This window comes from Bacillus sp. 05T21 (genome assembly GCF_056396785.1).
Window position 1 is genome coordinate 388,423 of sequence record NZ_JBFTMD010000001.1, and the last position, 13,081, is coordinate 401,503.

At 35.9% G+C, this 13,081-nt stretch carries 14 protein-coding genes; 4 read left to right on the forward strand and 10 right to left on the reverse strand.

What is annotated here, in order from left to right:
* Nucleotides 1-221: 221 nt before the first annotated feature.
* A complete protein-coding gene (locus AC1DKZ_RS01975) occupies nt 222-440 on the forward strand; it encodes a hypothetical protein (protein WP_002088422.1) in 219 nt (72 codons plus the stop codon).
* A gap of 196 nt (nt 441-636) precedes the next feature.
* On the forward strand, nt 637-1,008 hold the full coding sequence (locus tag AC1DKZ_RS01980) for a DUF3915 domain-containing protein (protein ID WP_002088426.1): 372 nt from the start codon (nt 637-639) through the stop codon (nt 1,006-1,008).
* Between the two features lie 96 nt (nt 1,009-1,104).
* Here the strand turns inward: AC1DKZ_RS01980 and ptsP are convergent, their stop codons facing one another.
* The 4 genes from ptsP to glcT all read right to left on the reverse strand — a co-directional run bounded on the left by ptsP (nt 1,105) and on the right by glcT (nt 6,468).
* Complete coding sequence (gene ptsP / locus AC1DKZ_RS01985; RefSeq protein WP_002066976.1) at nt 1,105-2,817, reverse strand: phosphoenolpyruvate--protein phosphotransferase; 1,713 nt, start codon at nt 2,815-2,817, stop codon at nt 1,105-1,107.
* Nucleotides 2,817-3,080, reverse strand: a complete 264-nt coding sequence (gene ptsH, locus AC1DKZ_RS01990; protein ID WP_002033915.1) for a phosphocarrier protein HPr — start codon at nt 3,078-3,080, stop codon at nt 2,817-2,819. Before ptsH ends, ptsP begins: the two co-directional genes overlap by 1 nt.
* Before the next feature lie 135 nt (nt 3,081-3,215).
* Nucleotides 3,216-5,279: a PTS glucose transporter subunit IIABC gene (ptsG, locus tag AC1DKZ_RS01995; protein ID WP_476995585.1), complete on the reverse strand. Its 2,064-nt coding sequence runs from the start codon at nt 5,277-5,279 to the stop codon at nt 3,216-3,218.
* A 340-nt stretch (nt 5,280-5,619) separates the two neighbouring features.
* Nucleotides 5,620-6,468 carry a glucose PTS transporter transcription antiterminator GlcT gene (glcT, locus tag AC1DKZ_RS02000; RefSeq protein ID WP_002088428.1) on the reverse strand — a complete coding sequence of 283 codons (849 nt, stop codon included), beginning with the start codon at nt 6,466-6,468 and terminating at the stop codon, nt 5,620-5,622.
* Nucleotides 6,469-6,633: 165 nt separating this feature from the next.
* Here glcT and AC1DKZ_RS02005 point away from each other — a divergent pair, with 165 nt between their 5' ends.
* Nucleotides 6,634-7,440 (forward strand): Cof-type HAD-IIB family hydrolase, encoded by an 807-nt coding sequence (locus AC1DKZ_RS02005; protein WP_002088430.1) that lies wholly within the window; start codon nt 6,634-6,636, stop codon nt 7,438-7,440.
* A 73-nt stretch (nt 7,441-7,513) separates the two neighbouring features.
* Here AC1DKZ_RS02005 and phnF read toward each other — a convergent pair whose 3' ends face one another.
* The 6 genes from phnF to AC1DKZ_RS02035 all read right to left on the reverse strand — a co-directional run bounded on the left by phnF (nt 7,514) and on the right by AC1DKZ_RS02035 (nt 12,771).
* Entirely contained in the window at nt 7,514-8,245 is a 732-nt protein-coding gene (gene phnF, locus AC1DKZ_RS02010) for a phosphonate metabolism transcriptional regulator PhnF (protein WP_277958602.1), read from the reverse strand.
* Nucleotides 8,175-8,963, reverse strand: coding sequence for a glucosamine-6-phosphate deaminase (gene nagB / locus AC1DKZ_RS02015; RefSeq protein ID WP_002033913.1), 789 nt, complete (start codon nt 8,961-8,963; stop codon nt 8,175-8,177). The genes phnF and nagB overlap by 71 nt, the downstream gene beginning before the upstream one ends.
* A gap of 4 nt (nt 8,964-8,967) precedes the next feature.
* Complete coding sequence (gene nagA, locus AC1DKZ_RS02020; protein ID WP_476995719.1) at nt 8,968-10,110, reverse strand: N-acetylglucosamine-6-phosphate deacetylase; 1,143 nt, start codon at nt 10,108-10,110, stop codon at nt 8,968-8,970.
* A 206-nt stretch (nt 10,111-10,316) separates the two neighbouring features.
* Complete coding sequence (locus AC1DKZ_RS02025) at nt 10,317-11,219, reverse strand: ComEC/Rec2 family competence protein (protein ID WP_113937144.1); 903 nt, start codon at nt 11,217-11,219, stop codon at nt 10,317-10,319.
* A 78-nt stretch (nt 11,220-11,297) separates the two neighbouring features.
* Nucleotides 11,298-11,870: an SMC-Scp complex subunit ScpB gene (gene scpB, locus AC1DKZ_RS02030; protein WP_002088435.1), complete on the reverse strand. Its 573-nt coding sequence runs from the start codon at nt 11,868-11,870 to the stop codon at nt 11,298-11,300.
* 157 nt (nt 11,871-12,027) lie between these two features.
* Nucleotides 12,028-12,771, reverse strand: coding sequence for a segregation/condensation protein A (locus tag AC1DKZ_RS02035; protein ID WP_002088436.1), 744 nt, complete (start codon nt 12,769-12,771; stop codon nt 12,028-12,030).
* A gap of 169 nt (nt 12,772-12,940) precedes the next feature.
* Between AC1DKZ_RS02035 and AC1DKZ_RS02040 the strand changes: the two genes are divergently transcribed.
* Nucleotides 12,941-13,036: a YjcZ family sporulation protein gene (locus AC1DKZ_RS02040; protein WP_000510194.1), complete on the forward strand. Its 96-nt coding sequence runs from the start codon at nt 12,941-12,943 to the stop codon at nt 13,034-13,036.
* Nucleotides 13,037-13,081 lie beyond the last annotated feature (45 nt).

Genomic DNA, 13,081 nt, shown 5'->3' on the forward strand with positions numbered 1-13,081 from the left:
AATTTCATTACCTTCGTTTTTTTATATTCTGTCACACATCCGTAATATTACAATGTATTATGCGACACCTATACATAGAAAAATCGTAATTTTCATGCTATCCCCATAAACAAATATGACGTTTTGTGTCGAAATTTGTTAAAGTATCGGAATATAACCGTGTATTTTTGTTACAATTGTGATACAATGATAACAAATAGATAACAAGAGAGGGATTTTCATTGAGTTCATACGGAAGCTTTATCGCACTTTTAAGTTACATAGTAACTGTACTACTGCTATATTTTATTGGCGATGCTGCAAACATATCAGTGTTACAATTCCCTAAAGAAGAAGCGTTACAATTAGAAGCAGAAAAACATACTGCACGATCCATTGCACCACTACTCTTAGCTCTTCCTGTATATATCATCGTTTTATATAAAAGTAAAAAAGTGTAAAGGCTACCTATTTCATTCATTTCGGTGGTCTTTACATTTTTTTGTGACATTTCCCCTATTTTAAACATCATTCCATACTAAATACCCATCTAGTCATTTAAAATGAGAAAATCCCCTAGAAAAATTTCCATTATCTGTCCAGTCACCGACTGCCGAACTTACATAGATTATAAGTGTGAAGGGGGTGATGAGGATTATGTTTGGATCATTTGGATGCTGTGATAACTTTAGAGAATGTCATCATCGTGAAAGAGAGTGTGACCATCGCGACCATCGCGAGAAAGAGAGAGAAGAAGTTAGACCACACCGACCTGCTGTATGTAACGTACTTGCTACTATTTCAGTTGGAACAGAAATTTCTCTTTTAAGCATTAGAGGCCATCAATCATTCCGCAATGTAATTTTTGAAGGATTCTGTAACGGTGTTGCTCTTTTCTCTGCTTTAGCTCGTAATAATAACGACAAAGATAATAATAATAATAAAGACGATAAGAACAATCAAAATCAAAATACTTTTACTGGCATTTTACGTGTATGCCCGACTGATATTATCGCAGTCGCTATCTAATTCTGTTCTTTATCCTCTATAGTAACAAAATAAGATTTACTTTTCTTATAGAAAAAACCTGAGATCGATTTCGAATCGACTCAGGTTTTTTTACTATTATATGCTTTTAACTAATTCAACAACTTCTTCAGCAGTTGACATTGTTAATGCTTTTTCTGCTAATGTTTCCATTTCTGCTTTTGACAACTTGCTTAGTTGTGTTCTTGCAGGAAGAATAGATGTTGCACTCATACTGAACTCATCTAAACCTAAGCCTAATAATAATGGGATAGCAAGTGAATCTCCCGCCATCTCACCACACATACCAGCCCATTTGCCTTCTTTATGAGCAGCATCGATAACCATTTTTACAAGACGTAAAATAGATGGGTTATATGGTTGGTATAAGTAAGCTACACGTTCGTTCATACGGTCTGCAGCCATTGTGTATTGGATTAAGTCATTTGTTCCGATAGAGAAGAAATCAACTTCTTTTGCGAACTGATCTGCTAATACCGCTGAAGCTGGAATTTCAACCATCATACCAACTTCAATAGAATCAGAAACAGTTGTACCCGCTTGAACAAGTCTTTCTTTCTCTTCTAATAAGATTGCTTTCGCTTGACGGAACTCATCAAGAGTTGCAATCATTGGGAACATAATTTTCAAGTTACCGTATACGCTAGCACGAAGTAATGCACGAAGTTGTGTACGGAACACATCTTGCTCATCAAGACATAAGCGAATTGCACGGTATCCTAAGAATGGGTTCATTTCTTTTGGTAAATGTAAGTATGGAAGCTCTTTATCTCCACCGATGTCAAGTGTACGAACAACGACTGGTTGATCTTCTTTTACACCTTCAAGAACTGCTTTATACGCTTCGAACTGCTCTTCTTCTGTTGGAAGATTGTCACGGCCCATGTATAAGAATTCTGTACGGTATAAACCAACGCCTTCTCCGCCATTATCGATAATACCTTGTACATCATTTGGTGTTCCGATATTAGCAACAAGCTCAACGTGATGTCCATCACTTGTTACAGTTGCTTGGTCTTTTAATTTTGCCCATACGACTTTTTGCTCTTCAAATTTCGCTTTCTTTTCTTCAAAAGAACGAAGAGTTTCTTCAGATGGGTTTACAATTACTTCTCCATCTAAACCGTCAATGATTACGATATCGCCGTTTTGGATTTTCTCCATAACAACTTTCGTACCAACAACAGCTGGAATTTCCATAGAACGAGCCATAATTGCAGAGTGAGATGTACGTCCACCGATATCAGTTGTGAAACCTTTTGCATACTTACGGTTTAACTGAGCTGTATCAGATGGTGTTAAATCTTCAGCAATGATGATTACTTCTTCAGAAATTGTACCAGGGTTTGAGAAGTTAATTCCTAGTAAATGTGCAAGAACACGTTTTGTTACGTCGCGAATATCCGCAGCACGTTCTTTCATATATTCGTTATCCATGTTTTCAAACATAGAAATAAACATTGATGCAACTTCATCCATTGCAAATTCAGCATTTACTTTTTCGCCATTTACTTTATCTTTTACTGGATTCACTAATTCTGGATCATTTAATACTAATAAATGTGCTTCAAAGATAGCAGCTTTATCAGCACCTAGCTCAGCAAAAGCATGGTCCTTAATAGCTTCTAGTTCAGATTTTGCTTTCTCAAGCGCAGCGTCTAAGCGTGCAATTTCAGCAGCTTCGTCTGTAATTGATTTCTTTTCAATGTTAAATTCAGGATTCTCAAGTCTGAAAGCCTTTGCAATAGCAATCCCACTTGATGCAGCGATCCCTTGAATGTTAAGAGTCATTATTCTCCTAATCCTTCGTTTTTCATAGTTTCTTCGATAGCTGCTAGTGCTTGAGCTGCATCATCACCATTTGCAGTGACCTTAATTTCCGCGCCTTGTTGAATTCCTAAAGACATAACACCCATGATTGATTTTAAGTTAACGTTTTTTCCGTTATACTCTAAGTTAATGTCAGAACCAAATTTGCTTGCAGTGTTTACAAGTAGAGTTGCTGGACGAGCATGAATTCCTGAGTCGCTAGTTACTTTAAAGATTTTTTCCATGATAATTTATCTCCTTCAAATACAGTATTTTTTTAGTTGTATAGACGTGAGTACTACATCATCTATTGTATATAATAGGCGATGTTCGGTCAACCACATCGCCTATTATAATTATAAACATTTTGCGTCAAATTCCTACTGAATGTCAATAATAGCGTTTTCGCCCTTCTTAACATTTCCATCTTTTTTCAATTCGACTTGTTGTCCTTGTTGTAAATTCGTAAAGACGATTGGTGTAATAATAGATGGTGCATTTTCTTTTACAAATGCAAGATCTACTTTTAATAATGGTTGTCCTTGCTTCACTTTATCACCTTGTGCTACAAGCGCTTCAAAGCCTTCACCATTTAATTTTACAGTATCAATACCGAAGTGGATTAAAATTTCTTTTCCGCCTTCAGACTGAATACCAATCGCATGTTTTGTAGGGAATACATTTACAATCTCACCATTAACCGGAGAAACTACTGTTCCTTCTGTTGGCTCAATCGCAAATCCATCTCCCATCATTTTCCCTGAGAATACTTGGTCAGGTACTTCTGTAATCGGTAAGATTTTTCCTTCAATTGGTGAAACGATTGTTTCATTTTCATCAACCTGTTGAGGAGCTTCTTCCACTTTTACAGGCGCTTCTTTTTCAACAAGAGGTGTACGACCTGACATAATATCATGAATTTGTGATTTTAATGTGTCAGATTTCGGTCCGAAAATAGCTTGAATGTTATTTCCAACTTCAAGTACACCGGCTGCTCCAAGCTCTTTTAAGCGGTCTTTATTTACATTTTTTTGTTCGTTAACTTGAACGCGTAAACGAGTAATACAAGCATCTAACGAAGCAATATTTTCTTTACCACCAAGTGCTACTAATACTTCACGTGGAAGTTCTCCTGCTTCTGTTTTCCCTGCGCCTTCATTAGCATTCGCTACTTCACGACCAGGTGTTTTTAAGTTCCATTTACGGATTGCGAAACGGAATCCGAAGTAGTAAATAACTGCTAGTACAAGACCAACAATAATTACCCACCACCATGCCGTACGACCTGGTAGTACACCGAATAATATGAAGTCAATTAAACCACCAGAGAATGTCATACCAATTTTAACACCTAAAATTTGCATTGTCATAAATGATAGACCAGCGAATACTGCATGAATTCCGAATAATACTGGTGCTACGAATAAGAATGAAAATTCAAGCGGTTCTGTAATACCTGTTAAGAAAGATGTTAATGCAGCAGATCCTAAAATACCAGCTGCTAATTTTTTATTTTCTGGACGTGCTTCATGGTACATTGCTAAAGCTGCTGCTGGAAGACCGAACATCATGAACGGATACTTACCAGTTGTAAATGTACCTGCTGTTAATTCTACGCCGTCTTTTAACTGTGCCATAAAGATTTTTTGGTCACCACGGATTAATTCGCCAGCTGCATTTGTATACTGACCGAATTCGAACCAGAACGGTGAATAGAAAATATGATGTAATCCAAATGGAATTAATGAACGTTCGATTAAACCGAATATAAATGCTGCTATCGTTCTATTTGCATCAATCATTTGATGTGAGAACGTATTTAAGCCACCCTGAATGTATGGCCAAATGAAGCACATGATAATACCCACCACTAAAGAGAATGTTGCAGTTGCGATTGGTACGAAACGCTTACCTGCAAAGAAACCTAAGTATGATGGTAATTCAATGTTGAAGTATTTATTATAACAATATGCCGCTACTATCCCGACGATAATACCACCAAACACTCCTGTTTGCAGCGTTGGAATTCCTAATACGTTTGCATATGCTGGATCTGAAAATCCAATTTTTACTGGGTCTGTTCCAGTGCTTGTTACTTTCACTAGTTTATCTACTTCTAAGAACACACTCATCGTTTTGTTCATAATTAAGTATCCGACGAACGCTGCTAAACCAGCTACTCCGTCTCCACCAGCTAAACCGATCGCTACCCCAACTGCGAATAATAGCGCAAGGTTAGCGAAAATAATATCGCCAGATTGTTCCATAATTTTTGCAACCATTACGAACCAATCTGCTTTTAAAGCAGGGATAACATTTGTTAATTGTGGATTTTGAAATGCATTACCAAATCCAAGTAAAATACCTGCTGCCGGTAAAATCGCTACTGGAAGCATAAGCGCTTTTCCGACTTTTTGAAGAACACCAAAGATCTTCTTAAACATGGAAACCCTTCCTCTCTTATCTATATTGATACTTTTCGACAAACGCCAAAAAGGCATGAGGAAAAAAAAGATAGAACGATAGCTATACAAAGGGTAGTATGTCCCTTTCTTTAGCTTACATTCCCAACTTTTCTCCACTCATGCCTGATCGAATCAGTAACACGTGTCAAAAATAGGATTACGTATAAGTTCACTATAATTAAAGCAAACGTTTTCGTTATTTACCTTAATGTGTTTGTCGAATTTTGTATAACTTTGCAATAGTTATTATACATAACTATTGTAAGCGATTCAATCATTTTTTTTAACGTTTTCATTTTAGACAAAAATATATGTCTTTTTACACATGTTCTACTTTCACTAATCGTTGTAAATGCATCGTTAAATAAATACTCTCCGCTTCATATACAGGAAGTTGTAATTCTTTCTGCATTACTTTGACTAGTTTCCACGCCAAATTATAACAAACTGGATATTCCAACTTTAATAAATCAGCAAAACTCTGTGCTTCTTCTACTTTTTCTCCTTTTTTCACCCGCTCAATAGCATATTGTAAATGGCGAATAAGGCGTAAATAATGAATGCTTTCTTGGTCTAATGTAATTTGTAGGCTTGTCTCAATTAAAGACACAAGTTGTGCAATAAGACGAGAATTTTGATTAACAGAAGATAAATCAGAGTTTGTAAGCGAGCTATAAATATGGAGTGCGATAAAGCCAACTTCTCCTTCTGGCAATGTAATTTGCAAACGAGAATTTAAAAGTTTCACAACTCCTTCAGCAATTTTATATTCCTCTGGATATAGCATTTTCGTTTCAACTAAAAAAGGATTATCTATTGTAAGTCCTTGTTTCAGCCTTTTAATTGCAAAAGAAATATGATCTGTTAAAGCGATATGAATATGTTCATTTAATGGAGACTCCGCTTTTTCTTGAATGTATAACATAATATCATTCATCAATTCAATTAGCTTTTCACTCACATGTGGTACTAAAAGTTTGTATTGTTCTCGATCACGTTCATTTTTTAAAACAAACATTTTCTCAATTTGTTCTTGCTCCAACACATCTTCAGCCTTTTTCCCAAATCCGATTCCTTTACCGATCACTACTACTTCCTCGTGTTCAGGATGGCTAGCAATGATGACATTATTATTTAAAACTTTTTTAATTTCTAGATAATTACTCATATAACACCACCCTCGTACTTAAATAGCCTACTTTTATGTTACAGAACATTCTTCTTTTTCGTCAATATAAAACATCTACCATTTAATAAAAATTCATTTTTTAGACATGTTTGTATATGATGCGTATAATGTAAGGGCAACTGTACATAGAAAGGAGATAGCAACATGATTAAAATGTTTGTAAGTGATATTGACGGTACAATGATGCAGCATGGAGGTCTGATTGATGAACAGGATGTTGCGGCACTTCGCAGTCTTGCTGAGCAAAATGTTATTCTTTGCTTCGCTTCTGGACGACTTGATAATGAAATCGCAGACTTAATGAAAGCTGTAAATACAAATTTCCATCGTATTAGTGTAAACGGTGTGTTTGTATACACTAATGAAAATAAGCAACTATTATCCGCAAATTTTGATTCCAGCATTCTTCCTGATTTACTAGCTATGACAAATCAAGACCCTTATTTCCGTTATGTAAGTGATGAGCATAATTACTATATTGAAGAAAAGACACCTTTTATTCATGAACTCGAAAAACAAGTAGCAATGACTTCTGTTGAAGAACCAAATTTATTACAGAAAATCGATGATACAATTTTTCCAAATAAAATTTCTATCGGTGGAACAAAGGAAAACTTACAACTCCTTCAAAAAAAGATTGATGAAAAATTCCATGGAAAAGTTAGTACTTTCATTTCAGCTGAACAATGTTTAGATGTAATGCCACCAAATATTAGTAAAGGTTCTGCTATTTCTATTTTATTAAAAGAATTTCAAATACAACCAGAGGAAATTGCTTGCATAGGGGATTCTTATAATGATATTCCAATGTTCTCTTTAACTCCTCACAGTTTTGCTATGTCTCAAGCAGATGACGCAGTAAAAGAGCACGCTCACTATGTAGTAAATACGGTTAAAGATGCTGTTAACCACGTAATTGCTCATAATAAAAATACGACTCACTCCTTATAAGGATGAGTCGTATTTTTATTTCTTTACATGTTAAACACTTTAAAATTCACTGTACTTTACAAACTGAAATATATTATTTGTTACGTGCGATGTTTGTAATAAATTTATAACGATCCCCACGATAAATACATTTCACATACTCTAACGGTATCTCACCTTCTGAATATGACCATTGGCGCATTACAAGTACAGGCGCCTTTTTAGGAATATGCAGATGTTCAGCTTCATTATCCGTTGCAATTGAAGCTTCAATTGATTGAGTAGCGCGAACAAGCTTAAAGCCCAGTTTTTTCTCTAAATGTTCATATAAAGATTGTTGCAATATTTCTTCGTTAATATCTTTCACAAGAGTTGGCGACAAATATGTCGTCTCAAATGCAATCGGTTCGTCATCAGCTAAGCGCGTACGCCTCACTTCATAAACCGATTCTCCCTCTTGTATTCTCAGCCGGTCTGCTATTTTAGCAGTAGCTGGAACTAGGCGGAAACTTAATAACTGGCTGCTCGGTTTCATACCACGAGAAATCATATCTTCTGTGAATCCCGTCATTCCTTGCAACTTTTGCTCCACTTTCGGAAGTTGGACGAACGTTCCAATCCCACGTTTCCGGTATAAATAACCTTGTTCCACTAAGTTATTAATCGCCTGTCTGATTGTCATACGACTCACTTCGAACTTATCACAAAGTTCATTCTCAGATGGAATTTTATCTCCCGGCTTCCATTCGCCTTCCTCAATTAGCTGTTTCACCCACTCTTGAATCTGATAATAGATCGGAAATGGTGAATACTTGTCGATGTTCATCAGCAATCGCCTCACTGCATAAAGATAGAGCTTCTGGATCTGCGATTACGGTTACATTCGGATGACGTTGTAAAACTGTAGCAGGACACGCCTCACTATATTCACCTTGCAATAATTCTTTAATAGCTTCTGCCTTTTTAGATCCCATAGCAACAAGTAGAATTTGTTTCGCTTTCATAATACTTCCAATTCCCATTGTAATCGCATGAGTCGGCACATCTTCTTCATTTTCAAAGAAGCGAAGGTTTGCTTGGCGTGTAGATTCTGTTAATTCTACAATGTTAGTTGGAGAATTAAATGGTGTTCCTGGCTCATTAAATCCGATGTGACCGTTTTCACCGATTCCAAGAATCTGTAAGTCAACTGGGTTAGCTACTAGAATGCCTTCATAACGCTTGCACTCTTCCTCTAAATCACTTGCCATCCCATTCGGTACATAAGTTTGTTTAAATGGAAGATGATCAAACAACTGTTCTTGCATGAAATAATGATAGCTGTTTTTATCTTCGTGTGGTAAATTTACGTACTCATCTAAGTTTACAGTGGTTGCATGACTTGTATCAAGTTTATTTTTTCGCATTTCTGCATAAATACCTAATGGAGAGCTTCCTGTAGCCATTCCTAAAGTTGGATTTTCTTTTGATTTTACAACCTCTTTAATTAACTTATAACCTGCTTCTGCTAATTCTTCTGGAGTTTTTACAACAAGAATATTCATCTAATTACTTCCCTTCCTTCATATGAATTCCTAAACGAACCGTATCATATACATGTAATTCTTCAGTCATAACAACAAAGTCTGCATCTTTACCTACCGCTAACGCGCCTTTATTATTTAATCCAAATTCTTCTGCTTGGTTAACTGATGTCATTAACACTGCCTCCTCGATTGAACATCCTGTAAATTCAATTACATTTCGGAAAGCTTGATCCATTTTTAAAATACTACCAGCTAACGTTCCATCTTCTAATCGGGCACTGCCATCTTTTACATGTACTGGCTGTCCGCCAAGCTCATATAATCCTTCTTCAAGACCTTTTGCACGCATTGCATCTGTAATGACACTTACTTTTTTCGGTCCTTTTAATTTATATGCTAATTTCACCATATCAGGGTGAATGTGAATACCATCTGTAATTACTTCAACCATTACATCTGGATTTAATAACACATGACCAACAACTCCTGGTTCACGATGATGTAATCCACGCATTTGATTGTATAAATGTGTTGCATGTGTAATTTTTCTGTTTTTCAGTTGTGCATCAATTGCATCTGTATGCCCCATTGTGCCAACAACACCTGTTTCAGCAAGATACTGTTCAAACTCTAACGCACCTTCTTCTTCCGGTGCATATGTTACTAATTTAATTAGATTACCGCTTGCTTCCTGCCATTGTTTAAATTGCTCGATACTCGCAGGAACAATATGTTCAAGTGGTTGTGCACCCGCACGTTTTTTTGAAACATATGGTCCTTCTAAGTGAATATATTCGAAATGTGCTCCTTTGTCTTTCGCTTCCTTCGCAGCACTTAGCGCCGCTTCAATCGCTTCTGGAGCTTGTGTCATTGTTGTTGGGAAGTAAGTTGTAACTCCTTCTTTTAACATTTCTTTACCAAGAGTTACTAATCCATCGCTATTTGCATCCATCGCATCAATATCGTATCCACCATGAATATGAACATCAATCATACCTGGAATCACAATCTTTCCTACCACATCTAACACAGTTTCATTTTCTTGTGATACATATTGAGCCATCAAACCAATTTCTTTAACTGTTTCTGTGTAACGAATAAATCCGTTTTCCACTACTTCTTTACCTGTATAAATTTCGGCATTGATGACAACTTGCGTTTTCATTTTCATCGACCCTTTCCCATGAAATACCTACTTATTATTATTACCTTATTCGCCTAATTCCATCTTAATATACACACAAGTAGTTGTCTATACATTCTAATGAAATTTCCTCTTCGTTCAGCGAAAAAAGGAAATTGATTTCTTTTTCATTCTAATATATATTATCCATTTTTACCAAAATGGATAATAACCTCTTATATAATTAGTTACTTAAGTAATGGCATAAGACCGCTTGCCCCCATAGTAATATGTTCACCATCTGTTTCTATTTCCACAGTTCGCTTGTTTGTTCCATATATCATTATACCACGCTGTTTTAATCGTCTTACTACACTTTGATGAGGATGCCCATACGGATTTCTACTCCCGTACGAAAGAATAGCGAATTGTGGATCTACTTTTTTTAAGAATGTTTCACTCGTTGAAGTATACGAGCCATGATGCCCAACTTTTAATACATCTGCATGTACATCAAATTGCTTTAATATTTCATTTTCCGTCCGTATATCAGCATCACCCATTAATAAAAAGTCCGCTTTTCCATATCGAATCTTTAGCACAATTGAGGACTCGTTATTCTCGTCTTTCGATTTACCATTGTTTAATACTTGTATAGCAACATGTGGATCTAACGGTATATATTGTCCTTCCTTCACTGAAATGAACGGTATGCCCCTTTTTTTAATATTATTCCGATACGTATGATAAGTAAATGAACTATATGTTTTTCCACTATCTAATACGAGTGAAACCGGCATTTGTTCTACAATTGGAATAAGCCCCCCTATATGGTCCATATCAGGATGAGTACTTACAATCACATCTAAATGATTAATTCCTTTTTCAATTAGTTTTTGAATAATAACCTCTCCCGCTTCATAAGGGCCCCCATCTATTAACATCGTTTGACCATTTGGCAATGTAATAAGTGTCGCATCACCTTGTCCAACTTTTAAAAAACTCACTTTCATTTTACCAAAATGTTGCCGATGCATATGTATAGAAGACGCAGTATGAATAGACATCATATATCTTTTAGCCGATGCGCTGTTTAACGAAAAACATAATAAAACAGAAACCAACAATAGAATACTCCGTACACCTTTCATAACTCGTCTCCTTTTTTCATTTAGTATGGCACGCTCTGTAATTGATATACAAAAAAAGCTTAGCAAAATGCTAAGCTTTTATTTTGATAATTCCTGTAAAGAACCAAAGAATAAATCTGCTTCATTCATTTGTTCATTTTCTTCCGAAAGAGGTGGTAAATCATCTAATGTTTTCAATCCAAACGTATCTAAAAATTCTTTCGTCGTTCCGTATAAAATAGGGCGCCCTGGTCCTTCCGCTCTTCCCGTTTCTTTTATAAGTAAGTGTGAAACTAACGTTTGTAATGCCTTATCTGTTTTCACTCCTCGAATCTCTTCCATTTCTGTTCTTGTAATCGGTTGACGGTACGCAACGATTGCCAACGTTTCAAGAGCTGCTTGAGACAGTGAAGCCGTTGTTGGGGTATTTATTAATTTTTGATAGTATGCAGCATGTTCTTTCTTTGTTGCAAAACGATACACTTTTGCATATTGTACAATTTGCAGCCCTCGATTCGATCCTTCACATTCTTTTTGCATTTCCTCTATACTGTTTATTACTTCTTCCACTTCAACTTCCAGAACTTTAGCTATCTGTTCCGGATAAATCCCTTCGTCACCTGCAACAAATAAAAGTCCTTCAATAATCGCTTTTTGTTCTTTTCTATCCATTTTACGAACTCCTTCCTCCTATTTTCCATAAAAATACACATAAAAAAACCGAATCACAGTAAATGCGTTCGGTTCAATATTTCTTCTCTCGTTCCAAACGATACATTAAAACCTAACATAAGATAAAATATTTCTATCCCATTTTCACATACCAACTCTATACGGATTTATTAGAGCTTAACACGAAAATTTCATCAAAATTATGTTCTTGCTCAATTATGATTTGTTGATTTTTCATTAGCTCAAGAACCGCTAAAAATGTTACAACCATTATTTCGCGTTCTTCATCAGCAAACAAATCATAAAAGCTTTGACGACCGCCTTTTACTTCTAACTGTTGTAGAATATCAGTCATTCGCTGTGCAATTGGTATTTCTTGGCGAGTAATTCGCGTTGTTACGGGGGTCTTTGCTTTTTTACGACGCATTAGCTTTTGAAATGCCGCTAACATATCATATAACGTAACATCAAGAGGTAAGCTTGTCTCCTCTTCTTGTTGAAATGATGTAAAATCAATTGGCGGACGTGTATATAGCTGTGCTCTTTCTTGTTCTCTTTCTTTTAACTCAGTAGCAACTTGCTTATATTTCTTATATTCAATTAACCTCTCCATCAATTCTTGACGAGGGTCATCTATAAAGTCTTCACCGTTATCAGGTACATCTTCTTCTTGTTTCGGTAACAACATTTTACTTTTAATTTGCAATAACGTTGCAGCCATTACTAAATACTCACTGGCAACATCTAATTGTAATTCTTTCATCGTATGGACATAAGATAGATATTGCTCTGTAATTTCCGCTACAGGAATATTATATATATCAATTTCGTAACGATGTATTAAGTGTAACAATAGATCTAAAGGCCCTTCAAAAGCCTCTACTTTAAAATTATACTGCACAAAGCATCCCACCACATTTTTTCTATAACAACATAAGTATAGAGCATACTCATGTTCTATCCAACCTTTTTAAGAAATTTAATTAAAAATAGACCTATGCCCATGTCATAATGCCCACCGCTTCATATGATAACAATGTAGTAAGAACAATGTAGGAGGTCAAAAAACTATGGGTCACGTTGATTGCGGTTTTAGCGGTGGGTTCGCATTACTTGTTGTACTGTTCATTTTACTAATCATTGTAGGAGCAGCTTGCTTCTGCTAATAGGACGCAATAAAGCGACTAGGGATATTTCCCTAGTCGCTTATT

What these genes read in the sequence shown, in the direction of transcription:
- ptsH (WP_002033915.1), bottom strand. Translation starts at nt 3,080, where the DNA reads ATGGAAAAAATCTTTAAAGTAACTAGCGACTCAGGAATTCATGCTCGT.
- ptsP (WP_002066976.1), bottom strand. Translation starts at nt 2,817, where the DNA reads ATGACTCTTAACATTCAAGGGATCGCTGCATCAAGTGGGATTGCTATT.
- scpB (WP_002088435.1), bottom strand. Translation starts at nt 11,870, where the DNA reads ATGGATAGAAAAGAACAAAAAGCGATTATTGAAGGACTTTTATTTGTT.
- ptsG (WP_476995585.1), bottom strand. Translation starts at nt 5,279, where the DNA reads ATGTTTAAGAAGATCTTTGGTGTTCTTCAAAAAGTCGGAAAAGCGCTT.
- AC1DKZ_RS02040 (WP_000510194.1), top strand. Translation starts at nt 12,941, where the DNA reads ATGGGTCACGTTGATTGCGGTTTTAGCGGTGGGTTCGCATTACTTGTT.
- nagA (WP_476995719.1), bottom strand. Translation starts at nt 10,110, where the DNA reads ATGAAAACGCAAGTTGTCATCAATGCCGAAATTTATACAGGTAAAGAA.
- AC1DKZ_RS02005 (WP_002088430.1), top strand. Translation starts at nt 6,634, where the DNA reads ATGATTAAAATGTTTGTAAGTGATATTGACGGTACAATGATGCAGCAT.
- glcT (WP_002088428.1), bottom strand. Translation starts at nt 6,468, where the DNA reads ATGAGTAATTATCTAGAAATTAAAAAAGTTTTAAATAATAATGTCATC.
- nagB (WP_002033913.1), bottom strand. Translation starts at nt 8,963, where the DNA reads ATGAATATTCTTGTTGTAAAAACTCCAGAAGAATTAGCAGAAGCAGGT.
- AC1DKZ_RS01980 (WP_002088426.1), top strand. Translation starts at nt 637, where the DNA reads ATGTTTGGATCATTTGGATGCTGTGATAACTTTAGAGAATGTCATCAT.
- phnF (WP_277958602.1), bottom strand. Translation starts at nt 8,245, where the DNA reads ATGAACATCGACAAGTATTCACCATTTCCGATCTATTATCAGATTCAA.
- AC1DKZ_RS02025 (WP_113937144.1), bottom strand. Translation starts at nt 11,219, where the DNA reads ATGAAAGGTGTACGGAGTATTCTATTGTTGGTTTCTGTTTTATTATGT.